Origin of the sequence: Schaalia naturae (assembly GCF_042665795.1) — a bacterium.
GTDB lineage: Bacteria > Actinomycetota > Actinomycetes > Actinomycetales > Actinomycetaceae > Pauljensenia > Pauljensenia naturae.
Genome location: NZ_JBHTEF010000001.1, coordinates 2,969,438 through 2,991,772, shown reverse-complemented (window position 1 = coordinate 2,991,772; position 22,335 = coordinate 2,969,438). Strand labels below are relative to the sequence as shown.

The window sequence follows — 22,335 nt, the reverse complement described above, 5'->3', positions numbered from 1 at the left end:
TGTCCGGGCTGTGAGGACCCCCGTCGGAGGGTGGCGGGGGCGACCGCCGGCCCGCCGAGGCCCCGGCCGGTCTCAGCTCATCGAGCGGCGGCCCTCCATGGCGCGTCCCAGCGTGATCGAGTCCGCGTATTCCAGGTCCCCGCCCATGGGGAGGCCCATCGCCAGCCGCGAGGTCGAGATCCCGATCGTGTTCAGCGTGCGGGCCAGGTAGGAGGCCGTGGCCTCGCCCTCGACGTTGGGGTTGGTGGCCAGGATGACCTCGGTGACCTGACCGTCCCGCAGGCGCGTGAGCAGCTGCCGGATCCGCAGCTGGTCGGGGCCGACGCCGTGGATCGGGTCGATCGCCCCTCCCAGCACGTGGTAGCGACCCCGGAAGACGCGCGCGCCCTCGATCGACTGGATGTCCTTGGCGTCCTCGACCACGCAGATCATCGTCGGGTCGCGCCGGACGTCGCGGCAGATCGAGCAGAGCGGATCCTCGGTGAGGTTGCCGCACACCTCACACACGTGGACGCGCTCGCGGACGGCCCGGATGGCGTCGACCAGGGCGGTGACGTCGTCGGGATCGGCGGCCTGCAGATGCAGGGCCATGCGCTGGGCGGATTTCGGGCCGACGCCCGGCAGCATGCCCAGCTGGTCGATGAGGTCCTGCAACGCTCCCTCGAACACCGGCTCTCAGTCCTCCTTCTCGTCGATCTCCTCGACGACGGTGCCTCCCAGGATGTCCAGGACGGCCGGCAGCCCGATCAGTGTCGAGCTCTCGAGATCCGCGTCGTCGATGCTGGCCGACATGTCCTGGGCGGCTGCCACGGCCGGGTGGTCGGCGTCGGGCGCGCTCTCCTCCGCATCCTCCGCCTGCCGCGCGCCCTCCGGCGCGGAGCGTCCGGACGAGGGCGTCCCCGGGACCCGGCCCGCGGGCGTCTCGCGGTGCGCCGGCGGTTCGGCTCGGCCGACCGGGACGGCCTCGTCGTCGAAGACGGGAGCGGCTGCGGGGCCGGAGGCGGATCCCGGGATGACGGCGACGGGTTCGGTCCATCCGCCGGTCCAGACGGGATCGGGAGCGGACGCGCAGGCCGCGGCGGCGGGAGCATGCGCGTCGGCCCGGGCTGACGGCGCCGCATCCGACGGCCTCCGGGGCGCGGAGGCGGCGTCCTCGTGATCTGTTTCCTCCGGGACGGGCTCCCGGACGGCGGCGTGGCCGTCGAAGACGGGCCCGTCCGGCGCCGGGGCCTGGAGTCCTGGGCCCTCGCGGCCCATCCGCGCGGGCACGGGAGACGGAGACGGCTCGCGGGCTCCGCCCGCAGGGACGCGGGCCTGGGGCCGCCCGGGCGCATCGGCCGGTCCGCCTGGGCGGGGCTCCTCCTCATCGTCCCCGGCATCGGGGGTGTCCTCCGGAGGGTCCTGGGACCCCGCGCTCCGGGCGGGCGCGGGGCGGCGAGAGGGCTCGGGAGGCCGGGGGAGCGCCGTCGGCGTGGTCACGGAAGCGCCGCCGCCGGCCTGCCCGACCTGGGCGTGCACGCTGAGGGACAGTCCGGTGGCCTCGTGGATGGCGAGTTCGACGTCCACGCCCCGGCGCCCGTTGACGAACGCCCCGACCAGGCCCTCCGTCGGGAAGACGACGACGGCCACCGCGCCGTCGACGCCGCCCAACTGGGCGTTCTGGTCGACGAGGGACCACGTCGCGCGGCTGATCGAGGCCAGCCTCTGGATGACCTCGGGCCAGCGCTGCCGCAGCATGTCCGCGTCGCGTCCGGCCGGGACGGCCGGCTCCTGCGGGGCGGGTTCCCCTGATGGCGGCGCGGACGGAACGACGGGGGGGGCCGCGGCCGTGGGGGAATCCGCTCCCCGCCCGCCCGTCTCCCGGCCCGCCGGGGGTGTCTCCGAGCCGGGGACGGGGGCGACGGGCTCGTCCCATCCGGACAGCGCGCGCCCGGCTGCCCCGATGGACGGCTCGGGAGCCCCGATCCCCGCCCGGGCGCCGTCCGGTGGGCGGCGCGCGACGGGCCCCGACGGAACCGGCGTGGCGGCTCCCGCGTCCGGGCGCGTCTGATCCGCGCGGGCGCGTCGCAGCTGCTCGCGGGCCTCCGCCGCTCCGAAGCGATGACCGGCCGGACCGTCCTGCCCCTGTGGAGGCTGCGCGGCCCCGCCGGCTGTCCCGGAACCGCTGTGCGGCGCGCCCCCGCCGGCCATGCCGACCGTGCCCGGGAAGGCGCCGTCTCCCGCACCCGGCTGGCCGCCCGCGGCGGTCAGCCCGGGCGCGGGCACCAGGATGCGCCCGATCAGCAGTTCCAATTGCAACCTCGGAGAGGTGGCGCCCGTCATCGACCGCAGGGCCTGGTCGGTCAGATCGGCGGCGCGCGACAGGGGGCCCGGCCCCCAGTTCCTGGCCTGGACCCGCATCCGCTCCAGCTGGTCCGCCGGCGTCCCCGCCAGCACGTCGTCGGCGCCGTCCCCGGCGACCGCGATGATGAGCAGGTCCCGCAGGCGCTGGAGCAGGTCCTCGACGAAGCGACGGGGTTCGTGGCCGGACTCGACCATGCGCTCGATGACGCGGTACACGGCGGCGCCGTCCCCTCCGGCGAGCGCGTCCACCGTCTGGTCCAGCAGGGCCGAGTCCGTGTAGCCCAGCAGGGCCACCGTGGTCGCGTAGTCCAGCCGTTGGTCGGCCGCACCCGCCATCAGCTGGTCCAGGACCGACAGCGTGTCGCGCACCGATCCCCCGCCGGCGCGGATGACGAGGTTCAGCACGCCATCGCCGACGGCGATCCCCTCCTGGTCGCACAGGGACCTCAGGTAGGGCTCCAGGATGTCGGGCGGCACCAGCCGGAACGGGTAGTGGTGCGTGCGCGAGCGGATGGTGCCGATGACCTTGTCCGGCTCCGTGGTGGCGAAGACGAATTTCACATGCTCGGGGGGTTCCTCGACGAGCTTGAGCAGCGCGTTGAAGCCCTGGGTCGTCACCATGTGGGCCTCGTCGATGATGAACACCTTGTAGCGGTCGCGCACGGGCGCGAAGGCGGCGCGCTCACGCAGGTCGCGGGCGTCGTCGACGCCGCCGTGGGAGGCCGCGTCCATCTCGACGACGTCGAGTGAGCCGGGGCCGCCGGTGGCCAGCTCGCGGCAGGAGTCGCAGTGCCCGCAGGGCGTGTCGGTGGGTCCCTCCGCGCAGTTGAGGCAACGGGCGAGGATGCGCGCCGAGGTCGTCTTCCCGCACCCCCTGGGCCCGGAGAAGAGGTAGGCGTGGGTGACGCGATTCGCCCGCAGCGCCGCCCGCAGGGGAACGGTCACGTGGTCCTGCCCGATCACCTGGTCGAAGGTGTCGGGTCGGTACCTGCGGTAGAGAGCTGTCGTCACACCTGCACCTTACGGGCACCCATGGGCATCTCGCATCGCCCCGGGCCTCCATCCACAGGCGCCCTCCGCAGCCGCCCCGGGGTGCATGAAAAGGACCCTCCGCGCACCCGGCAGCGCGCCCTTATCCTTGCTGCCTTCCGGCCCTGGGGAGGTTCGGACGATACCGTCACGCGGAGGATCGGGAACAGTCTACACGGCGAGACGCCCGAGACTCCTGGGACCGCAGGCGCGCAGCCATCGTGGCATCCCGGTCCCGGGCCGCCGATCTGCGCAGATGTCCGGGCAGAGACCGGGTCATCGGGATCGGGACGACGCAGGATCCCCCGGGCCGGGCGCTACTGGCCGACCTGCCGGAGCAGACTCCTCGCGATGTTCGCATGAGAGCCATGATTCTCTCTGACCGTCTCTGCTCCGTTGACGTCGACATGGCGCCGATCCTTTGCCTCGGGGAGAGCCGCTGCCCGAACACGCTGACAAGGACGCCGAAAGCGACCAGCGCGATGAGTCCGGTGGGATGTCGCGGGGCATCCGGTATCAGGGCCCGACGGCAGCCTCACCCCGACATCCGCTCCATGAGCCTCGCGGGCAGCTGCACGGGCTGCTGCGTCTCACGGCCCGCCATGAGGTCCCGCAGCATCCGGATCGCCGCGACCCCCATCTCGGAGACAGGGTTGTCGACCGTGGTGAGCGGCGGGTCCGTCCGCTCAGCGTCGATGTCGTCGAAGGACACCAGCGCCACGTCGCCCGGCACCGCCACCCCCAGCTCGTGCCACGCGTCCAGCACCCCCCGGCTCATCAGGTCCGAGCAGCAGAACACGCCGTCCACCTCGCCGCGCCGGATCAGCGGCTCCAGCTCGCGCGCCGCGCGCGCCCCCGACTCCCGGGTGTAGTCGCCGTCCAACTGGGCCACCGGGATCCCCTGCCCCTCGAACACCGAGGTGAACCCCTCCAGCCGGTCCTGCGCCGCCACCATGTCGAGCGTGCCGGTGATGATGGCGGGGCGGCGCCGGCCTCGTTCCCCCAGCCTGCGTGCGGCGATACGCCCGCCCTCCCGGTTGTCGACGTCCACCCACGACACCGACGAGGTCGCCATCGCCGGGCGGCCGATGAACACCACGGGGATCGGCGCGCGCATGAACGTCTCGATCTGCCCGGGGATCTGGTGGTGGGACACGACGATCGCCCCGTCCACGTGGCCGTCCCCCAGGAACGCGCGCAGCCGCTGGTGGGAGCCGGCCCGGTCGGCGAAGGCCATGACGAGCTGGATGTCCGTGTCCTCCAGCGCCCGCGAGACCGTCTGGATCGTCAGGAAGAAGAACGGGTCGGAGAAGATCCGCTGGTCCGGTTCGGGCACCACGACGGCCACCGTGTCGGTCCGCCGGGTGACCAGGGACCGGGCGGCGCGGTTCGGGATGTACCTGAGCTCGGCGACGGCTCCGCGCACGGCCTGCGCCTTCTCCGCGGACACGCCGCTGTCGCCGCGCACCACCCGCGAGGCCGTCGCCCGGGAGACCCCGGCCCTGCGCGCCACGTCCTCGAGGGTCACCGCTCCGCTGGACTCCACCGACATGCCCGCGCCTCCCTTCCTCCGCCGGCGGCATCCGTCCGCCTGCGCCATTGTCACCCGGATGAGGGTCCGCCACCGCCGCGTCCGCGGACGGCCCTCACTCCGTCGTCACCGCATTCGCCGCGATGACGTCGCGGTACCACAGCGCCGAGGCCTTCGGCGTGCGCTCCTGGGTCTCGTAGTCGACGTGGACGATCCCGAACCGCTTCGTGTACCCCAGCGCCCATTCGAAGTTGTCCAGAAGCGACCAGACGAGGTACCCGTCGACGTCCGCTCCCTCCTGGATCGCCCGGTGCACGGCGGCCAGATGGTCGCGGATGTAGGCCGTGCGGCTGTCGTCCGGAGCGGCGTCGTCCACGAAACCGGCCGCGTCGGGCTGATCGGCGTAGGCCGCGCCGTTCTCGGTGACGACCAGCGGGATCCCGGCGGGACCCGTGTAGTCGCGGTGCAGGCGCACCAGCAGCTGGCGCAGGTCGTCGGGCTCGACCTCCCACCCCATGTCCGTGCGGGGCAGGCCGCGCGGCACCGATCGCACCCATTCCGACCCGATGTTGGCGGAGCGGTGGGGGAAGCCGAATCGGTCGTGGCGGACGAGGGGGTCGGGCGCGGGCGACGAGGACGCCTCCGCAGCGCCGGCCACCATCTCCCCGTTGTAGAAGTTGACGCCCAGCACGTCGATCGGCGCGCCGATGAGCTCCAGGTCGCCGGGGCGCACGAACCGCGCGAGGTCCGCTCCCGCGCCGGAGCGCATGTCCTGGAGGACGTCCTCCGGGTACTCGCCGCGGAAGACCGGGTCGGTGAACAGCCGGTTGCGCAGGCCGTCGATGCGGCGCGCCGCGTCACGGTCCGCCTCCGATGAGGGGTCGGCCGGGTGGGCGACCGTGAAGTTCAGCGTCAGCCCGATCTCCGGCGACTCCCCGGCCCGTGCCGCCTTCTCCCGCAGGACTTCCACGGCCTTGCCATGGGCCAGCAGGAGGTGGTGGACGGCGGCGACCGCCTCGACGGGGTCGGCATGCCCGGGCGCGTGCTCGCCCGCCGCGTAGGACAGCATCGAGGAGCACCACGGCTCGTTGAGCGTCGTCCAGGTGGGCACGCGCCCGCCCAGCCGGTCGTACACCGCGCCGGCGTAGTCGGCGAACAGGGAGGCCGTGTCGCGGTTCACCCACCCTCCGGCCTGCTGGAGCCGTTCGGGCAGGTCCCAGTGGTACAGGGTCAGCCAAGGCCGGATCCCGGCCTCGGCGAGCCGGTCGATCAGCCGCGAGTAGAAGTCCAGGCCCGCCGGGTTGACCGCGCGCCCGTCGGGCATCACGCGCGCCCACGACACGGAGAACCGGTAGGTCCCGATCCCCAGTTCGCGCATCAGCGCGACGTCCTCGGGCATGCGGTGGTAGTGGTCGCAGGCGACCTCGATGTCGGAGCCGTCGGCGATCGCGCCCGGCCGGCGGCACAGGGCATCCCAGATGGAGTCCCCTTTGCCGTCCTCGCGCCCGGCTCCCTCGATCTGCGCGGCGGCGGTGGCCGCGCCCCATCGGAATCCCCGCGGGAAGTCGAGTCTGTGGCTCATCCCTTGACAGCTCCTTGCATGATGCCCGACACCAGCTGGCGCCCGGCGACGACGAACAGGATCAGCAGCGGCACGGTCGCGACGACCACGCCCGCCATGATCAGCGAGTAGTCCTTGAAATAGGAGGCCTGCAGCAGCTGCAGGGCCACCGGCAGGGTCGGGTTCTTCGCGCCCAGCACGATGAAAGGCCAGAAGAAGTTCGTCCACGACCCGACGAAGGTGAACAGGGCGAGCATCGCGGCCGCGGGGCGCGCCGAGGGGAGGGCCACCGACCAGAAGGTGCGGAACATCGAGGCCCCGTCCACGCGGGCCGCCTCGATGAGCTCATAGGGCAGCGCGTCGCGGATGTACTGCGTCATCCAGAACACGCCGAACGCGGAGACCATCCCCGGCACGATCACCGAGATCAGCTCCCCGGTCCAGTTCAGCTTCGCCATGACGATGAACAGCGGGACGACGCCCAACTGGGCGGGGACCGCCATCGTCGCGATGACGAAGGTCAGCAGCCCGTCCCGCCCCCGGAAGCGCAGCTTCGAGAACGAGTAGCCCGCCAGGGTCGAGAAGAACACGACCGAGACGGACACGACGGTCGAGACGATGACGGAGTTGAGGAAGGCGCCCCAGAAGTCGATCCCGGAGTCCAGGACGCGCTGGATGTTCTCCCCCAGGTTCCCCTGCAGCGCCAACGGCGGGATGGGGTTCCGCGCGATGTCGGCCGCCGTGGAGGAGGCCAGCTGCAGCGCGAAGTAGAGGGGGTAGGCGGAGATCAGGACCACCAGCGTGAGGATGACGTAGGTCGTGCGGCCCGGGCGGCGGTTGCGCCCGAAGGACCTGTGGGCGACCCGCCCGGAGCCGGCGCGGGCCCTGCGACGCTTGGCCGCCCTGGCCGCCCCCTTGCCCGCGCGCTGCTCGATCATGGCCGCCGATGGCGTGCTCGCGCTCATCTCTGCTCTCCTTCCCCTGCGGTCCCGGGTCTGCCGGGGTCATCGGCGAGGGCGGCCCCGGCGGACCGGGCCGCCGCGCCCGGCATGCCCCGCACGGCCCCCGGGGCGACCTCCTCGTCGATCGGCGAGGGCGTGGCGCGCCGGCGCCCGCGGCCCTGCTGCCGCTCCTTCATCCCGGAGCTCGCGATGCGCTGCGTGAGAAGGAAGTTGACCACGGCCAGGACGATGATGATGAGGAACAGGATCCAGGCGACGGCCGAGGCCCGCCCGAAGCTCTTCTGCGGTCCCCAGCCCAACCAGTAGAGGTACATGGTCAGGGTGAGCCACTGCTTGTCCGCCCCGCCGTTGCCCATCGTGTCGAACATGCGGGGCTCGTCGAAGATCTGCAGGCCGCCGATCGTGGAGGTGAGGACCACGAAGATGATGGTGGAACGCAGCTGCGGGATCGTCACCGAGAAGAACTGGCGGGCACGCCCGGCTCCGTCCACGGTGGCCGCCTCGTAGAGCTCGCCGGGGATCGCCTGCATCGCGGCGAGCATGATCAGGGCGTTGTACCCGGTCCACCGGAAGTTCACCATGTTCGCGATGGCGATGTGCGAGGCGAAGGCGTTGGCGTGCCAGCCCACAGGATCCACGCCGATGCCGGCCAGCAGGGTGTTGACCATGCCCGACTGGTCGGCGAAGACCTTGGAGAAGATCAGCGAGACGGCCACCGGCGCGACGACGTAGGGGAGGAGAACGCCCATCCGCCAGAAGGTCCGGGCCCGCAGATTCGAGTCCAGGACGTAGGCGATGAGCACCGCCGCAATGATCTGGGGCACCGAGGAGAGCAGGAAGATCGAGAACGTGTTGCGCAGCGCGATCCAGAAGGTCGGCTGCTGGATGACGTCCGCGTAGTTCTGAAGGCCCGCGAACCCCTGGTCGCCGCCGATCAGGTGCCATTTGTGCAGGGACACCCAGGCCGTATAGAGGAGCGGGTAGAGCCCGGTGATCGCGAAGACGACGAAGAAGGGCGCGATGTAGAGGTAGGGCGACCAGCGGTACTCCATCCGGCCGAGCCGGTCACCCCGGCTGACGGCCGCGCCCCTCGGCGTGGTGGTGCTCATGATGTGGGAGTCCTTCTCTCCCCGGCGGGGCGGCGGGCGCCTCGGGGAGTCGATGTGGTGTCGGGGGCGCCCGGCGGGCCGGGACGACTGGCGTCCCGGCCCGCCGGGGCGGTCTCACTGGAGTCCGAGCTGGTCGAACTCGCTGAGAGCCTTGTCCCACGAGGAGGACGCGTCATCGGTCTTGTCGACGTCGACGCGGGTCATCGCGTCGGTGACGATCTGGGTGATCGTGAAGAAGTTCGGGCCCTTGTACGGCTGGACCGTCACAGCCTTCGCACGGTCGGAGTAGATCTGGCCGACGGGGGCGTTGTTGAAGAACTCGTTCGTGTAGGACGTGAGCTCGTCGGAGTCCAGGGCTTCGACCTGCGAGGGGAAGGTCCCCTTGTTCTTGAAGGCCTGGATCTGCTGCTCAGGAGCCGTCAGCCAGGCGGCGAGCTCCTTAGCCTCCTCGGGGTGCGCGCCCTGGGCGGGCACCGTGAGGTAGGACCCGCCCCAGTTGCCGCCACCCCCGGGGAAGACCGGGGCGACGTCCCATCCGGTGACCCCTTCCGCGTTGCCCTCGATGACGCCGAGCATCCACGGCGGGCACAGCATCGTGGCGAAGCCGTCCTTCTGGAAGGCATTGACCCAATCCTCGGACCACTGGGAGAGGTGGGCCGACAGCTCGTTGTCCACCGACTGAGTGAGCACGGTGTCGTAGACGCCCTTGATGGTCGAGTTGTCCTTGAGCGGGATGACGGTGTCGTCGTCATTCTCGAAGGGGTTCTCGACCTGGTTGATCATGCCCTGGTACGTGGCGGTGGCGCCGTCGTACCACGGGATGCCGGTCTTGTCGACGAACTGCTTGCCGACCTGGAAGTAGGTGTCCCAATCGCCCTTGAGGAGGGCGGCGACCTCGTCGCGGTCGGTGGGCAGACCCGCTTTCTCAAACAAGTCGGCGCGGTAGCAGATGGCCTCCGGGCCGACGTCGGTGCCGTAGCCGATCAGCTTGCCGTCGGAGGTCGTCGCGGCGGTGGTCTTCCACTCCAACCACCGGCCGTTGGTCTCATCGGAGGTGAGGTCGACGAACTCGTCCGGGTACTGCATGAGCTCGGGGAGCCAGTCGACCTCGATGGCCTCGACGTCGGACAGGCCGGAGCCCGCGGCGAGGCGCGTGTTCATGTTGTCGCGGGCCTCGTTGGAGGTCGCGGCCTTCTTCTCCTTGACGGTGATCCCGGGGTGGTCGGCCTCGTACTGGTCGAACATCTCCTGGGTGTAGCCGAACTCGTTGAACGTGGCGACGGTCAGCGTGATCGTGCCGTCACTGTCCCCCGAGCTGCTCGAGTCCGCGGATTCTCCGCTTGAACTGCCGCTAGAGCACGCGGTCAGCGCCAGCGCGCCGGCCGCCGCGAGGCTGAGGGCGGCGAAGCTCTTCCTGGTCGTCACAACTACTCCTTCGTGCGTGAACTCTGTGTGCGATCCCGCGTCTGCACGGGAACGGATGGAATGTCGGGCCCAAGTCCGAGAGCGCTCTCATAGCGTATCTCTCTCATCGAGAGCGCTCTCAAATGGGTTGCCTCCATGGTGCCACGCCTCTCGGAGGCCGGGCCGCTTCTCCGGACACAATTCGATAACGACGAGGACGAGGGAGGCGGAGGAGACCCGGGCGCGCGGAGATGAAGCGGGAAAACGAGGACGACGGCCACGGCGCGCCCCCGCGCCCGACCGCAGCGGTCACGACCGACCACACTGCGACCTCGGCCCGCGCCCGATCACCCGGTCGCGGCTACGGTGGGGGCACTGTGAGTTGGACGAAAGGATGGAGGTCATTGTGGCCGTTCCCCTGGCCGAACCCGCGATCCCGGGCAGCGGCTCCCTGCGCACCGCGGCGGCCCTGGACCGCCTGGAGCTGGTCGCCCCGCCCGTGGCGGCGGCCCTGACCGCCCTGGCGTCGACCCGCCCCGAACTCGCCGCCCAGGCCCGCGTCACCGCCATCGACCCGGACCTGGCCGACACCGAGGACATGACGGCGGCGTTCGGAATGGACCTGGCGCTGTCGTCGAACTGCATCCTGGTGGCCGGCAAGCGCGCGGGAGAGGAACGAGTCGCCGCCTGCGTCGTGCGCGCCACGACCAACGCCGACGTCAACCACGCCGTCAAGAAGCTGCTGGACGTGCGCAAGGCGTCGTTCTGGCCGCAGGACCGGGCGGTCGAGGCCTCCGGCATGGAGTACGGCGGCATCACCCCGGTCGGCGTGCCCGACGCCTGGCGCCTGCTCATCGACGCGCGATGCGCCACCGGGTGGTCGTGCATCGGCTCGGGGCTGCGCCGCTCCAAGCTTTTCGTCCCCGGCGAGCTGCTGGCGGCCCTCCCCCGAGCCGAGGTCGTCGAGGGGCTGGCCGTCCCCGCCTGACGGCCGTCCGAGCTACTTCTTCAGCGACGCCCGCGAGGCGCCGGGCGTCATGTCCGCGGCCTCGGCGAGCAGGTCCGCGGCGGGCTCCTCGTAGGTGATGCCGACCAGCGTGGAGCCCTCGAAGGTGAAGGACGTCACCGACGCCAGCGAGCACACGCGCGACGTCGGGCTGTGCGGCAGCGGCTGGCGGCGTGCGAAGCGGGTGAGCGTGACGATGGGCATCTGGTGGGAGACGACCAGGGCCTCGTGCCCGTGGGCGGCCCCCAGCGCCGCTGACACGGCGGCACGCATGCGGGAGGCGACGTCCCGGTAGGGCTCGCCCCACGACGGCTCCAGAGGGCGGATGTAGAGATGCCAGTACCGCGGACTCGCCAGAGCCAGGCGGTCCGCATTGACGGGGACGCCCTCGAAGGCGCTGGACGCCTCGATGAGGCGCGGATCCGACTCCACGGCCAGTCCGAACGCCTGCGCGGTGGGAGCCGCGGACTGCTGGGCGCGCAGCAGGGGCGAGGCGATGACCCGGGTGATGTCGCTTCCCCGGGCCGCCAGCCGGTCCGCCACGCGGCGCGCCATCGCATGGCCCCTGACGGTCAGGCCGAACCCGGGCAGGCGCCCGTAGAGCAGGCCGTCCGGGTTGTCCACCTCTCCGTGGCGCATGACGTGGACGATCGTGGTCTCCATGCGTCCAGTGTGGCACGGGCCCTCAGCCGATGACGGGGCGCTCCGCGGGCAGCCGGATCACCCGGCGGCGCTGGCGCAGCGCCAGGGCCGCCGCGACCGTCATCGTGCCCGTGCGCCCGGCGAACATCAGCACGATGAGGACGCACTTCGCGGCGTCCGGCAGCAGCGACGTGATGCCCGTGGTCAGTCCGACCGTCGCGAAGGCGGAGATCGCCTCGAACAGGACGACGTCCAGGGAGAAGTCCGTCATGGAGAGCAGCAGGAGGACGGAGACCCCCACCATCGTCATCCCGATGAGGCTGACGACGACGGCGAGGCGGACCACCGTCGTGGGGATGCGCCTGCCGAAGGCCTCGATGTCGCGGTCGCCTCGGGCCTCTGCCACGACGGCCAGCATCAGGACGGCGAAGGTGGAGACCTTGATGCCACCAGCGGTGGACGCCGAGCCGCCGCCGATCATCATGAGGATGTCCTGGACGAAGTGGGTCTGGGACTGCATCGCGCCGACGTCGAGGGCCGACAAGCCCGATGAGCGCGTGTTGACGCCGGCCAGCAGCGAGTTGAGGACCTTCGACCCCAGGCCGAGCCCGCCCAGGGTCTCCGGGTTCGTCCACTCGGTGAGGGCCAGCATCACGCTGCCGATGACGGTGAGCACCGTGTAGGTGGCCAGCGTCAGCTTCGTGTGGAGCGTCCACCGCCGGGGCGTGCGCCACCGCGAGGCGACGTCCGTGATGACGGGGAACCCGATGGCCCCGACGAACGTCCCCAGCGCGATGGGCAGCAGGATCCCCCAGTCATTGACATGGGGAGCCATGCCCTCGGAGGTGATGACGAACCCGGCGTTGTTGAACACGGAGACCGCCATGAAGAAGGAGTGCCAGACCGCCTCCGAGAGGGTGTCCCTGAGGTCCAGGAAGACGGGCAGGAAGACGACGAAGAGGACGCCCTCGGCCACCAGCGAGGTCGCGATGACGGCGCGCAGCAGGGTCCCCACCTGGCCGAGCCCCGTCGACCCCGTCTCCTGGGCGGCGAGCATGCGCTGGGTCAGGCCGAGGTGGCGCGACACGGCGAAGCCCAGGATCGAGGCCAGCGTCATCAGGCCGAGCCCGCCCACGGAGATGCCGAGCGCGATGACGACCTGCCCGAACGACGACCAGGACGTCGCCGTGTCGACGGTGGTCAGCCCGGTGACGCACACGGCGGAGACCGCGGTGAACACCACGTCGACGAAGGGGACGCGGTGCGAGCCGGCGGCGGACACCGGCAGGCACAGCAGGATCGTGATGAGGACGATGATCCCGAAGAACACGGCCAGGGTGAGGCGCGCGGGCGAGTTCCGGGCCTGCCGGTCGAACCAGTCGCGCAGCCGTTCCCCGCGGGAGCGGCGCAGCAGCGTCGAGCTGGGCCCCTGGACGGCGCGGACCAGCGGCGTCCCGCGGCGGGGACCGCCCAGCAGCGGATCGGGATCGCGGTCGAGCGAGGTCCGGTCGACGGCCTCCTCGGGATCCGCGCTGGGCGCCAGCAGCTGCCTCTCGCGCCGGCGGCGCCGGATCCTGGTCCTGCGGATCATATGCTCCCGTCCTGGTTGGGGGTCCTGTGGCGGGGCCGGGCGCTGCGCGCAGCCCCGCGGGGTTCCCCGGGACGGGGACGAGGGCGGTGCCGTGTCCCGTTGCGCGGCGGCGCCGGACTCAGACGACTCTCATCGTAGGCGGTGGACAGGTGCGACAGGTGGGTCGCATGAGACACATCGTCGATAGTTGTCGAAGCGGCTGCGCGTTCCACTATCATGACCGGGAGGCTTGTCTTGGTTCGGGTGTGGCCCGTCCGCCTCTGGTTCTTGGGAGACGTGCATGGAGAAGCAGTCCGTGCCCCGTTTCATGACGGTGGCAGAAGTGGCGGACCTCATGCGCGTGTCGAAGATGACGGTCTATCGGCTGATCCAGAAGGGCGACATCCCCGCGATCAGGGTCGGGAAGAGCTTCCGGGTCCCTCAGGCCGCGGTCCGCCAGCTCATCGACGCGGGCCTGGCCGACTGGTCCGATGACCGCACCACGGGAATCGGCGGGTAAGATAGGGCCGTTGTGTCTCCACCCCGGGGACGCGGACCGGGCATCGTACTGTCGACGAGGGAGGAACCCCATGGGCTCCGTGATCAAGAAGCGCCGCAAGCGCATGGCGAAGAAGAAGCACCGCAAGCTGCTGCGCAAGACGCGTCACCAGCGTCGCAACAAGAAGTGACGTGTCGGGATCATGATTCCCGAGTGGGGCCCGGCCGGAACGGCCGGGCCCGACGTGTCTCTCCCGGCGTCCGGCGCGCGCCGGACATGACCGGCGGCCCGGCCCCGCGCACCCGCGTGGGACAATGACGCCATGGCAGAGGACACGGGGCGCGCGTCGTCGACGCTGGTCATCGGACTGGGGCGATTCGGGTCAGCGGTCGCGGCGACGCTGGACCGCCTGGGCCGGGAGATCCTCGGCGTGGAGAAGGACCCCCGCCGCGTCCAGCAGTTCGCCGGGCGCATCCCCCTGGTGGAGGCCGACGCCTCGAACATGGAGGCCCTCGAGCAGCTGGGCGCCTCGGAGTTCTCCTCCGCCGTGGTCGGGATCGGCTCCTCGCTGGAGGCGTCGGTCCTCATCACCGCCAACCTGGTGGACATCGGCATCGACTCGATCTGGGCGAAGGCGATCTCCCGCGAGCACGGCCGCATCCTGCGGCGCATCGGGGCCCACCACGTCGTCTACCCGGAGTTCGATGCCGGGCAGCGCACGGCGCACCTGGTCGGCGGGCACATGCTCGACTACATCGAGATGGACAAGCAGGGTTTCGCCATCATGAAGCTGCGCCCGCCGAAGGAGGTCCACGGCTTCACCGTCGGCGAGCTGGACCTCAGGGGCCGCTACGGCGTCAACCTGCTGGGCATCCTCCGGCCCGGAGAGCCCTTCGAGTACGCGGACAGCCATACGCGCATCAACCCCGAGGACATCATCATCGTCTCCGGCGACGCCATGCTGCTTGAGCGCTTCGCCGACCAGCCCTGAGCCGAGGGGCCCCGCCGGCGGCGCGGCCGGGCCCCGCCCGTTCAGTTGCGCAGGCCGTGCAGGGGCGCGGGAATGCGGCCTCCGCGGGCGACCAGCGCCTCGGAGCCGAACGCGCTGACCGGCATGACGGGGGCGCGTCCCAGGAGCCCGCCGAAGTCGAGCTCGTCGCCGACATCCTTGCCGGGAGCCGGGATGATCCGCACGCCCGTGGTCTTGTGGTTCATGACGCCGATCGCGGCCTCGTCCGCGATGATGCCCGCGATCGTCGACGAGGGCGTCGCCCCGGGCACCGCCACCATGTCCAGCCCGACCGAGCAGATGCAGGTCATGGCCTCCAGCTTGTCCAGCGTGATCGCGCCGATGCGGGCCGCCTCGATCATCCCGATGTCCTCGCTGACGGGGATGAACGACCCCGACAGCCCGCCGACATGCGAGCAGGCCATCAGGCCGCCCTTCTTGACCGCGTCGTTGAGGAGGGCGAGCGCGGCGGTGGTGCCCGGCGCGCCGACCCGCTCGACGCCGATCTCCTCGATGATGCGGGCCACCGAGTCCCCGACCTCGGCCGTGGGCGCCAGGGAGAGGTCGACGATGCCGAAGTCCACCCCCAGTCGCTCCGCCGCGGTCGTGCCCACCAGCTGGCCCATGCGGGTCACCTGGAAGGCGGCCTTCTTGATGGTCTCGGCGACCTCGTCGAAGGGGGCGCCCTGGACCTTCTCCACCGCCCGCTTGACCACGCCGGGCCCGGAGACCCCCACCGAGACCACGCAGTCCGTCTGCTCCACGCCGTGGAAGGCGCCCGCCATGAACGGGTTGTCCCCCACCGCGTTGGCGAAGACCACCAGCTTCGCGGCGCCCAGGCCGCCGGCGTCCGCGGTGGCGGCCGCGGTCCGCGTGACGACCCGCCCCATCTCCGCCACGGCCGACATGTTGATGCCGGCGCGCGTGGACCCGATGTTCACCGAGGAGCACACGAGGTCGGTCGCGGCCAGCGCCTCGGGAATCGAGTCCATGAGCGCCCGGTCGGCCTCGGTCGCCCCCGCGTCCACCAGCGCCGAGTATCCGCCGAGGAAATCGATGCCCACCTCGCGGGCTGCCCGGTCCAGGGTGCGCGCGAACTCCACGCACCCGGCCGCCCCCTCCCGGGAGGCGCCCGCGACCAGCGCGATCGGGGTGACGGCGACGCGCTTGTTGATGATCGGGATGCCCAGTTCAGCCTCGATGCGGCGGCATGTCTCCACGAGGTGCTCCGCCCGGCCCGTGATGCGGTCGTAGACCTTGCGCCGGGCCGTCGGGCCGTCGGAGTCGAGGCAGTCCAGCAGGGAGATCCCCATCGTCACCGTGCGGATGTCGAGGCGGTCCTCCTCCAGCATGCGGATCGTGTCCAGGATGCCCTGGCCGGCCGCCGTCAGGTTCGTCATGTCCGCGCCCCTCACAGCTGGTGCATCGCGTCGAAGATGGCCTCGGACTGCACGCGGACCGCGACGCCCAGCCGGTCGCCCGCGCCGCGCATGGAGTCCTGCACGTCGATGAGGTCGGGAGAGCCGTCGGTGAGCTCGCCCTCCATGATCATCGTGAAGTACTCCCCCATCAGGGTCTGGGAGACGTTGACGATGTTGACGCCGAGATCCGCCAGGGCAGTGGAGACCCCCGCGATGATCCCCACGTGGTCCACCCCGGTGACGGTGATGATGATGTGCATGGGGTCCATCGTGCCACCTGGGCGCGTCCCCTCCCGACGCGCCGCGTCAGAACAGGCCGGTGATCCGGCCGTCCGCGTCGACGTCGATCCGCTCGGCCGCGGGGGAGGCCGGAAGCCCCGGCATCGTCGTCACCGAGCCCGCGAGCGCGACGACGAAACCGGCGCCCGCGTCCACCGTCAAGTCGCGCACGGTGACGGTGAACCCTCGGGGGGCGCCCAGCAGGCGGGGGTCGTCGGAGAAGCTGTACTGCGTCTTCGCCACGCACACGGGAAGCCCGCCGAACCCGTTGTCCTCCAGCGCCCGGGCCTGGCGCCGCGCGGCAGGCGTGAGCTCGACGCCGTCCGCCCGGTAGACGCGGCGGCACAGCTGGCCGAGCTTGTCCTCCAGGGAGGAGCGCACGTCGTAGGCGTACCGGAATCCGCCGTCCCGTCCGGCGGCGCCGCCCTCGCGCCCCTTCCCCCCGCACAGGTCGATGACCGCGCGAGCCAGGTCCGTCCCGCCCGCGCCCCCGCGCGCCCAGACCTCCGAGCGCACGGCGCGCACGCCCTGGTCGGCGCAGCTGCGCTGGACGAGGTCGAGCTCGGCCTCCGTGTCTGAGGGGAAGACGTTGAGGGCGACGACGGCCGGAAGCCCGAAGACGTCGGTGATCGTGCGGACGTGCTGGAGGAGGTTCGGCAGCCCGCGCCCGACGGACTCGGCATCCGGGACGTCCAGGCTCCCCCTGGCGACGCCCCCGTGCATCTTCAGGGAGCGGACCGTGGCGACGACGACCACCGCGTCGGGCACCAGCCCGGAGGCCCGCGTGACGATGTCGAGGAACTTCTCCGCGCCGAGGTCCGCGCCGAATCCCGCCTCGGTGACCGCGTAGTCCCCCAGCTCCAGGGCCATGCGGGTGGCGACCACGGAGTTGCAGCCGTGCGCGATGTTGGCGAAGGGGCCGCCGTGGACCAGGGCCGGCGTGTGCTCGAGCGTCTGGACGAGGTTCGGTTTGAGCGCGTCGCGCAGCAGGGCCGTCAGCGCTCCGGCGGCGTGCAGGTCGGCGCAGGTGACGGGGCGCCCGTCCGGGGTGGAGCCCACGACCATGCGCGCCAGCCGGGCGTGCAGGTCCTCCAGCGAGGTGGCCAGGCACAGCACGGCCATCACCTCGCTGGCGGCGGTGATCTGGAAGGAGTCCTCGCGCGGGGTCCCGTTGACGGGACCGCCCAGCCCGCTGACGAGATGTCGCAGTTGGCGGTCGTTGACGTCCAGCGCCCGTTTCCAGGTGATCCGCCGGGGATCGATGCCCAGCGCGTTGCCGTGGTGGATGTGGTTGTCCACCATGGCGGCGAGCAGGTTCGCGGCGGCGCCGATCGCGTGGAGGTCGCCCGTGAAGTGCAGGTTGATGTCCTCCATGGGGACGACCTGCGCGAGGCCGCCGCCCGCGGCGCCCCCCTTGAGCCCGAACACCGGGCCGAGGCTGGGCTCGCGCAACGCCACCACGGACCTCTCCCCGAGGACGCGCAGGGCGTCGGCCAGGCCGACGGTGGTCACCGTCTTCCCCTCGCCCGCGGGCGTCGGGGACATGGCGGTGACGAGGACGAGCCGGCCCCGCCTGCGCTCGGGCCTCCCGGGGGCCCCTTCGCCGTCCGGAGCCGGCAGGACCGAGAGGTCGACTTTCGCCTTGTCCCGCCCATAGGGGTGGAGCTGGTCGGGGGCGATGCCCAGGCCCGAGGCGATGTCGCCGATCGGGTCCAGATGGGCTGCCTGCGCGATCTCGATGTCCGACGGAAGCGGCGTGGATGTCATGGCCTGTCTGTGTCCTTCGCGATGCCCGGTGGCGGTCGTCCCCCAGTCTGCCATTCTCCGATGCCCCCGGGTTCCCGCGCGCGGGCCCGGCCGGGGCGGCGGCGCAGATGCCGATGCCTGCGTCTACGGTGTCCCCATGGCGAGGACGAAGACGGAGTACCGGTGCGCGGAGTGCGGGTGGACGTCCCCGAAATGGGTCGGCCAGTGCCGTGAGTGCCGCGCCTGGGGCACCCTGGAGGAGGCGGGGTCCCCCGGCCTCGCCGTGCCCGCGGCCGCGGCGCCGCGCCGAGCCGCGGTGCCCATGACGCAGGTGGACGCCTCCGGGGCGCGGCGGCGGCCCACCGGCGTGGGCGAGCTCGACCGCGTCCTGGGCGGCGGCATCGTCCCCGGCGCCGTCGTGCTGCTGGCGGGCGAGCCCGGTGTCGGCAAGTCCACACTCCTGTTGGACGTCGCGGCGCGGGCGGCCTTCGCCCAGCGGATGGCGGGCGGCCTGGGTCCCGTCCTGTATGTGACGGGAGAGGAGTCCGCCTCCCAGGTGAAGTCGCGCGCCGAACGCATCGGGGCGGTCGACGAGTCGCTGCTCCTGGCGGATGAGAACGACCTCGGCGCCGTCCTGGGCCACGTGGAGGCGAACGCGCCCTCGCTCCTCGTCGTCGACTCGGTGCAGACCCTGCAGTCCTCCCAGGTCGAGGGCGGCGCGGGCGGTGTCACGCAGGTGAGGGCCGTGGCGGCCGGGCTGATCCGCACGGCGAAGGAGCGGGCCATGCCGGTGCTGCTGGTCGGCCATGTCACGAAGGACGGCGGGATCGCTGGGCCCCGCGTGCTCGAGCATCTGGTCGACGTCGTCTGCCAGTTCGAGGGCGACCGCCATTCCCCGCTGCGTCTGCTGCGCGCCGTCAAGAACCGGTACGGGCCCACGGACGAGGTCGGCTGCTTCGAGCTCAGCGACACCGGCATCACGGGCCTGCCCGACCCCTCGGGGTTGTTCCTGTCCCAGACCTCCCTCGATGTGCCCGGGACCTGCGCGACGGTCAGCCTCGAGGGACGCCGCCCGATGCCCACCGAGGTCCAGGCCCTCCTGGCCGAGCCCTCGGGGCCCCCGCGGCGCACGACCTCGGGGGTGGACCGCAATCGCGTCCTCATGCTGCTCGCGGTCCTCGACACGAGGCTGCGGGTGCGCAGCTCCGACAAGGACGTCTACGTGTCTACCGTGGGGGGCGCCCGCACCGCCGAGCCCGCGGTCGACCTGGCGATGGCGCTGGCCATCGTCTCCTCCCTCACCGGAAAGGCGCCGCGGAGGGGAACGGTGGCCTTCGGCGAGGTCGGGCTCACCGGGGAGGTCCGCGCGTGCACGGGCGTCCAGCGCAGGCTCCAGGAGGCGGCCCGCCTCGGCTTCTCCCGCGCCGTCGTCCCCGCCCAGGGCTCCGCGGAGCTGCACGCCGTCGCGGGCCTCGACATCCTCCCGGCGTCCGACCTCGCGACGGCCGTCGCCGCCGCTCTGCCCTAGACCTGCCGTAGACTCAAGGGGTAGTCGGCATCCGCTGCTTCATATCCCGGGCGGAGGACAGTCAGGAGACATGAACTCAGATCAGGCGACGCTCCGATCGGCCCTCCAGCTGATCGCCCCCGGAACCGCGCTCCGCGAGGGACTCGACCGCATCCAGCATTCCCACACGGGGGCGCTCATCGTCCTCGGGTTCACCCCCGAGGTCGAGGCCCTGTGCTCCGGCGGCTTCGAGCTCGACGTGGAGTTCACGCCCGCCCGCCTGCGCGAGCTGTGCAAGATGGACGGCGCCGTGGTCCTGGACACCGACAACTGGCGGATCCGCCGCGCGAACGTCCAGCTGCTGCCCGACCCTTCGATCCCGACCGACGAGTCGGGCATGCGCCACCGGACGGCTCAGCGCACGGCCCGTCAGACCGGGCTGCCGGTGTTGTCCCTGTCCGCCTCGATGCGGCTCATCTCGATCTACGTCGGAGACCTCCACCATCCGTTGTACGAGCCCGAGGCCCTCCTCGCCCGCGCCAACCAGGCGGTGGACACTCTCGACCGCTACTGCCAGCGCCTCGACGAGGTCCTCCAGACCCTCACCATCCTCGAGATGCGCGACTCCGCGACCGTCCGCGACGTCGCCACCGTGATCCAGCGCATGGAGATGATCCGCCGGATCACCTCCGAGATCAACGGCTACCTGGAGGAGCTGGGATCCGACGGCCGGCTGCTCGCCCTCCAGGTCGATGACCTGGTGCGCGGCTCGGCCTCCGAGCGCGCGCTGGTCCTGCGCGACTACGTCCACACGTCTTCCGCGGTCGCCGCCGCGGAGAGCCAGCTGTCCGAGCTCGGCGGCGACCAGCTCATCGACCTCACCGCCATCGCGAACGTCCTGGGCCTGGGCGTCTTCGACATCGCGGACCTCGACCGCATCATCCAGCCCCGCGGCATCCGCGCCCTCTCGCTGGTCCCCCGCCTGCCGTGGAGCGTCATCAAGACGATCGCGGAGAACTGGGACTCGCTCTCCGAGCTGCGCGCCGCCAGCGTCGAGGACCTGCAGAAGATCGAGGGGATCGGGCCCTACCGCGCCAAGCTCATCCACGAGAACCTCGAGCGGCAGCATGCGATGGCGGCCGCGGGCGTCGTCGGCTGGTGACCCGGCGTCGGCGCCGGGGCGCCTACCGGACCTCGAAGATCGCCTCGTCGCCGATCCGCTGGCCGTCGAGCAGGACCTGCGCGCGGTAGGTCCCAGCGTCGGCGATGTCGCCCGCGCCGTCCCCGTCGGCGTCCAGCGCGCCGCATCCGTCGTGGACGCCGCCGTCCCAGGTGAGCGTCCCCGACCACGAGTCGCCCGTCGCGAACAGGAGGGGCGTCCCCGACCCGGTCGCCGCGTCGGCCCCCTCCCCCGACTGGCCGTCCGTCGCCTGGCAGGCGGAGCCGTCGGCGATCACCTGGTCGCCGCTGAGGATGCGCAGGGCCAGCTGGCTGGTCGTCATCGAGCAGTCCGCCGCCGAGGCCCCGGTGAGAGCCACCTGGACGGTGGCGCCCGCCCCCACGGCGACGGGGCCGGAGACGCCGATCTGGATCGTCAGGTCCTGGGCCGAACACGGGTCGATGACGACGGACTGCAGGCCGGACGTCCCGCCCGACATCCTGTCGGCGAGCCCGGGACCCGACTGCCCGTCATCGCCCGACTGGCCCGACTCGGACGTCGCGCCGTCCCCGCCGCCCCCGGACACCGCGTTCCCCAGCGCGCCGACCAGCCGCACGGCCCCGAGGACCAGCAGCGCGACGGCCGCCACCAGGGCGAGCCCCGTGAGGATGCGCCGGGGCCACAGGTTGGCCGTCCTCCTCCGCGTCGCCGTCATGGTGCCGACCGTACCTGTCCGCCGCCCCGCTCGTCACGCGGGCATGCCGGGGGCGCGGCGGGTCCCAGCGTCGCCGTCACGGTCCTGGTCGTCGGGGCGGATGAGGCACCACCGCTCCACGATCACGCCCACGACGACGAGGACCAGCGAGGCGAGGGCGCCGAGCCCCGCCGAGCCCGCCGAGGACGCCATCGCGGAGGCCTCCAGCCGCAGCGCGCCGATGGCCGCGACGCCGGCGAGCAGACCCAGGCACACGGACCCGGCCAGGGAGGCGGCCCGGGCGGCCACCGCCGTGCGCATCGCGAGCAGCGGGGTCATCCAGGTGCGCCGATGGGCGCGCATCCGCCGCACGGCCACGCCCGCCCACAGCAGCACCGCCGCCAGCGTCAGCAGGACGACCGCGAGATACGGGGTGACGATGACAGGGCTGCGGCCGGTCCCGACCAGGACGGCACTGACCAGGCCGCTGGCGCCGGCGCAGACCGCGGCGATGAGCCCCAACTGGCCGATCGACTGGGGCGTCACCGCCCCCGACCGCCATCCTGACGGACGATCGGCTGCTGGCCGGTGACCGTCGGGCGGACGGTGACGCGCCGCATGATGGAGGTGGTCTGCCCCGGCGTGTCACGCGGCAGCGTCCCGGTCGCGGCCGAGGGGGGAGCTTCGGGTCGAGGATCGACCGCCTCCGCGGCGCCGCCTCCCCGGCGGGCTCCGGTCCGCTCCCCGCGCTCGCCCCGCTCACCGGCGCAGCCGAGCCGAGATCGCGCGCGTCGTCCACGATGCGCACGTCCTCGCGCGGGGGGAAGTTCCAGGCGGGCAACGAGGGCGGGCCCTCCGGTGCGC

20 protein-coding genes and 1 other RNA gene are annotated in these 22,335 nt (G+C 72.0%); 6 read left to right on the top strand and 15 right to left on the bottom strand.

The window, feature by feature from the left end:
* Nucleotides 1-72: 72 nt before the first annotated feature.
* From recR to ACFQWG_RS13080, 8 genes are all read right to left on the bottom strand, one after another.
* Entirely contained in the window at nucleotides 73-669 is a 597-nt protein-coding gene (gene recR, locus ACFQWG_RS13115) for a recombination mediator RecR (protein WP_291497588.1), read from the bottom strand.
* A 6-nt stretch (nucleotides 670-675) separates the two neighbouring features.
* Nucleotides 676-3,354 (bottom strand): DNA polymerase III subunit gamma and tau, encoded by a 2,679-nt coding sequence (locus ACFQWG_RS13110; RefSeq protein WP_380975997.1) that lies wholly within the window; start codon nucleotides 3,352-3,354, stop codon nucleotides 676-678.
* An 87-nt stretch (nucleotides 3,355-3,441) separates the two neighbouring features.
* Nucleotides 3,442-3,537: signal recognition particle sRNA small type (gene ffs, locus ACFQWG_RS13105), an RNA gene on the bottom strand.
* A gap of 370 nt (nucleotides 3,538-3,907) precedes the next feature.
* A complete protein-coding gene (locus tag ACFQWG_RS13100) occupies nucleotides 3,908-4,924 on the bottom strand; it encodes a LacI family DNA-binding transcriptional regulator (RefSeq protein WP_380975995.1) in 1,017 nt (338 codons plus the stop codon).
* 94 nt (nucleotides 4,925-5,018) lie between these two features.
* On the bottom strand, nucleotides 5,019-6,485 hold the full coding sequence (locus ACFQWG_RS13095; RefSeq protein WP_380975993.1) for a GH1 family beta-glucosidase: 1,467 nt from the start codon (nucleotides 6,483-6,485) through the stop codon (nucleotides 5,019-5,021).
* Entirely contained in the window at nucleotides 6,482-7,429 is a 948-nt protein-coding gene (locus ACFQWG_RS13090) for a carbohydrate ABC transporter permease (protein ID WP_380975991.1), read from the bottom strand. Before ACFQWG_RS13090 ends, ACFQWG_RS13095 begins: the two co-directional genes overlap by 4 nt.
* On the bottom strand, nucleotides 7,426-8,535 hold the full coding sequence (locus ACFQWG_RS13085; protein ID WP_380975989.1) for a carbohydrate ABC transporter permease: 1,110 nt from the start codon (nucleotides 8,533-8,535) through the stop codon (nucleotides 7,426-7,428). Before ACFQWG_RS13085 ends, ACFQWG_RS13090 begins: the two co-directional genes overlap by 4 nt.
* Before the next feature lie 114 nt (nucleotides 8,536-8,649).
* Nucleotides 8,650-9,960 (bottom strand): ABC transporter substrate-binding protein, encoded by a 1,311-nt coding sequence (locus ACFQWG_RS13080; RefSeq protein WP_380975987.1) that lies wholly within the window; start codon nucleotides 9,958-9,960, stop codon nucleotides 8,650-8,652.
* A gap of 373 nt (nucleotides 9,961-10,333) precedes the next feature.
* Between ACFQWG_RS13080 and ACFQWG_RS13075 the strand changes: the two genes are divergently transcribed.
* The gene (locus ACFQWG_RS13075) at nucleotides 10,334-10,927 is read left to right on the top strand and encodes a YbaK/EbsC family protein (protein ID WP_380975985.1); all 594 of its coding nucleotides are present in this window, start codon (nucleotides 10,334-10,336) and stop codon (nucleotides 10,925-10,927) included.
* A 12-nt stretch (nucleotides 10,928-10,939) separates the two neighbouring features.
* Here ACFQWG_RS13075 and ACFQWG_RS13070 read toward each other — a convergent pair whose 3' ends face one another.
* Together ACFQWG_RS13070 and ACFQWG_RS13065 are read right to left on the bottom strand one after the other, a co-directional pair.
* A complete protein-coding gene (locus tag ACFQWG_RS13070; protein ID WP_380975983.1) occupies nucleotides 10,940-11,608 on the bottom strand; it encodes a histidine phosphatase family protein in 669 nt (222 codons plus the stop codon).
* Nucleotides 11,609-11,630: 22 nt separating this feature from the next.
* Nucleotides 11,631-13,178, bottom strand: a complete 1,548-nt coding sequence (locus ACFQWG_RS13065; RefSeq protein WP_380975981.1) for a TrkH family potassium uptake protein — start codon at nucleotides 13,176-13,178, stop codon at nucleotides 11,631-11,633.
* Between the two features lie 280 nt (nucleotides 13,179-13,458).
* Between ACFQWG_RS13065 and ACFQWG_RS13060 the strand changes: the two genes are divergently transcribed.
* From ACFQWG_RS13060 to ACFQWG_RS13050, 3 genes are all read left to right on the top strand, one after another.
* Entirely contained in the window at nucleotides 13,459-13,677 is a 219-nt protein-coding gene (locus ACFQWG_RS13060; protein ID WP_291497569.1) for a helix-turn-helix domain-containing protein, read from the top strand.
* A 70-nt stretch (nucleotides 13,678-13,747) separates the two neighbouring features.
* Nucleotides 13,748-13,846 carry a 30S ribosomal protein bS22 gene (locus ACFQWG_RS13055; RefSeq protein WP_003792170.1) on the top strand — a complete coding sequence of 33 codons (99 nt, stop codon included), beginning with the start codon at nucleotides 13,748-13,750 and terminating at the stop codon, nucleotides 13,844-13,846.
* 132 nt (nucleotides 13,847-13,978) lie between these two features.
* Nucleotides 13,979-14,647: a potassium channel family protein gene (locus tag ACFQWG_RS13050; protein WP_380975980.1), complete on the top strand. Its 669-nt coding sequence runs from the start codon at nucleotides 13,979-13,981 to the stop codon at nucleotides 14,645-14,647.
* 41 nt (nucleotides 14,648-14,688) lie between these two features.
* Here ACFQWG_RS13050 and ACFQWG_RS13045 read toward each other — a convergent pair whose 3' ends face one another.
* The 3 genes from ACFQWG_RS13045 to ACFQWG_RS13035 are packed head-to-tail and all read right to left on the bottom strand — an operon-like array spanning nucleotide 14,689 to nucleotide 18,132.
* A complete protein-coding gene (locus ACFQWG_RS13045; RefSeq protein WP_380975978.1) occupies nucleotides 14,689-16,065 on the bottom strand; it encodes a PFL family protein in 1,377 nt (458 codons plus the stop codon).
* Between the two features lie 11 nt (nucleotides 16,066-16,076).
* Nucleotides 16,077-16,346, bottom strand: coding sequence for an ACT domain-containing protein (locus tag ACFQWG_RS13040; RefSeq protein ID WP_380975976.1), 270 nt, complete (start codon nucleotides 16,344-16,346; stop codon nucleotides 16,077-16,079).
* A 46-nt stretch (nucleotides 16,347-16,392) separates the two neighbouring features.
* On the bottom strand, nucleotides 16,393-18,132 hold the full coding sequence (locus ACFQWG_RS13035) for a formate--tetrahydrofolate ligase (protein WP_380975974.1): 1,740 nt from the start codon (nucleotides 18,130-18,132) through the stop codon (nucleotides 16,393-16,395).
* Nucleotides 18,133-18,268: 136 nt separating this feature from the next.
* Here ACFQWG_RS13035 and radA point away from each other — a divergent pair, with 136 nt between their 5' ends.
* Nucleotides 18,269-19,639 (top strand): DNA repair protein RadA, encoded by a 1,371-nt coding sequence (radA, locus tag ACFQWG_RS13030; RefSeq protein ID WP_380975972.1) that lies wholly within the window; start codon nucleotides 18,269-18,271, stop codon nucleotides 19,637-19,639.
* 70 nt (nucleotides 19,640-19,709) lie between these two features.
* Nucleotides 19,710-20,780 carry a DNA integrity scanning diadenylate cyclase DisA gene (disA, locus tag ACFQWG_RS13025; protein WP_291497557.1) on the top strand — a complete coding sequence of 357 codons (1,071 nt, stop codon included), beginning with the start codon at nucleotides 19,710-19,712 and terminating at the stop codon, nucleotides 20,778-20,780.
* Nucleotides 20,781-20,802: 22 nt separating this feature from the next.
* Here the strand turns inward: disA and ACFQWG_RS13020 are convergent, their stop codons facing one another.
* A complete protein-coding gene (locus ACFQWG_RS13020; RefSeq protein ID WP_380975969.1) occupies nucleotides 20,803-21,492 on the bottom strand; it encodes a hypothetical protein in 690 nt (229 codons plus the stop codon).
* Between the two features lie 33 nt (nucleotides 21,493-21,525).
* A complete protein-coding gene (locus ACFQWG_RS13015; protein WP_380976349.1) occupies nucleotides 21,526-22,017 on the bottom strand; it encodes a DUF3180 family protein in 492 nt (163 codons plus the stop codon).
* Nucleotides 22,018-22,335: the final 318 nt, after the last annotated feature.

Bases quoted from the DNA above. Each gene is read 5' to 3' on its own strand.
- disA (WP_291497557.1), top strand. From the start codon at position 19,710: ATGAACTCAGATCAGGCGACGCTCCGATCGGCCCTCCAGCTGATCGCC.
- ACFQWG_RS13100 (WP_380975995.1), bottom strand. From the start codon at position 4,924: ATGTCGGTGGAGTCCAGCGGAGCGGTGACCCTCGAGGACGTGGCGCGC.
- ACFQWG_RS13090 (WP_380975991.1), bottom strand. From the start codon at position 7,429: ATGAGCGCGAGCACGCCATCGGCGGCCATGATCGAGCAGCGCGCGGGC.
- ACFQWG_RS13075 (WP_380975985.1), top strand. From the start codon at position 10,334: ATGGAGGTCATTGTGGCCGTTCCCCTGGCCGAACCCGCGATCCCGGGC.
- ACFQWG_RS13045 (WP_380975978.1), bottom strand. From the start codon at position 16,065: ATGACGAACCTGACGGCGGCCGGCCAGGGCATCCTGGACACGATCCGC.
- ACFQWG_RS13065 (WP_380975981.1), bottom strand. From the start codon at position 13,178: ATGATCCGCAGGACCAGGATCCGGCGCCGCCGGCGCGAGAGGCAGCTG.
- ACFQWG_RS13055 (WP_003792170.1), top strand. From the start codon at position 13,748: ATGGGCTCCGTGATCAAGAAGCGCCGCAAGCGCATGGCGAAGAAGAAG.
- ACFQWG_RS13035 (WP_380975974.1), bottom strand. From the start codon at position 18,132: ATGACATCCACGCCGCTTCCGTCGGACATCGAGATCGCGCAGGCAGCC.
- ACFQWG_RS13095 (WP_380975993.1), bottom strand. From the start codon at position 6,485: ATGAGCCACAGACTCGACTTCCCGCGGGGATTCCGATGGGGCGCGGCC.
- ACFQWG_RS13070 (WP_380975983.1), bottom strand. From the start codon at position 11,608: ATGGAGACCACGATCGTCCACGTCATGCGCCACGGAGAGGTGGACAAC.
- radA (WP_380975972.1), top strand. From the start codon at position 18,269: ATGGCGAGGACGAAGACGGAGTACCGGTGCGCGGAGTGCGGGTGGACG.
- ACFQWG_RS13020 (WP_380975969.1), bottom strand. From the start codon at position 21,492: ATGACGGCGACGCGGAGGAGGACGGCCAACCTGTGGCCCCGGCGCATC.
- ACFQWG_RS13040 (WP_380975976.1), bottom strand. From the start codon at position 16,346: ATGCACATCATCATCACCGTCACCGGGGTGGACCACGTGGGGATCATC.
- ACFQWG_RS13085 (WP_380975989.1), bottom strand. From the start codon at position 8,535: ATGAGCACCACCACGCCGAGGGGCGCGGCCGTCAGCCGGGGTGACCGG.
- ACFQWG_RS13060 (WP_291497569.1), top strand. From the start codon at position 13,459: ATGGAGAAGCAGTCCGTGCCCCGTTTCATGACGGTGGCAGAAGTGGCG.
- ACFQWG_RS13050 (WP_380975980.1), top strand. From the start codon at position 13,979: ATGGCAGAGGACACGGGGCGCGCGTCGTCGACGCTGGTCATCGGACTG.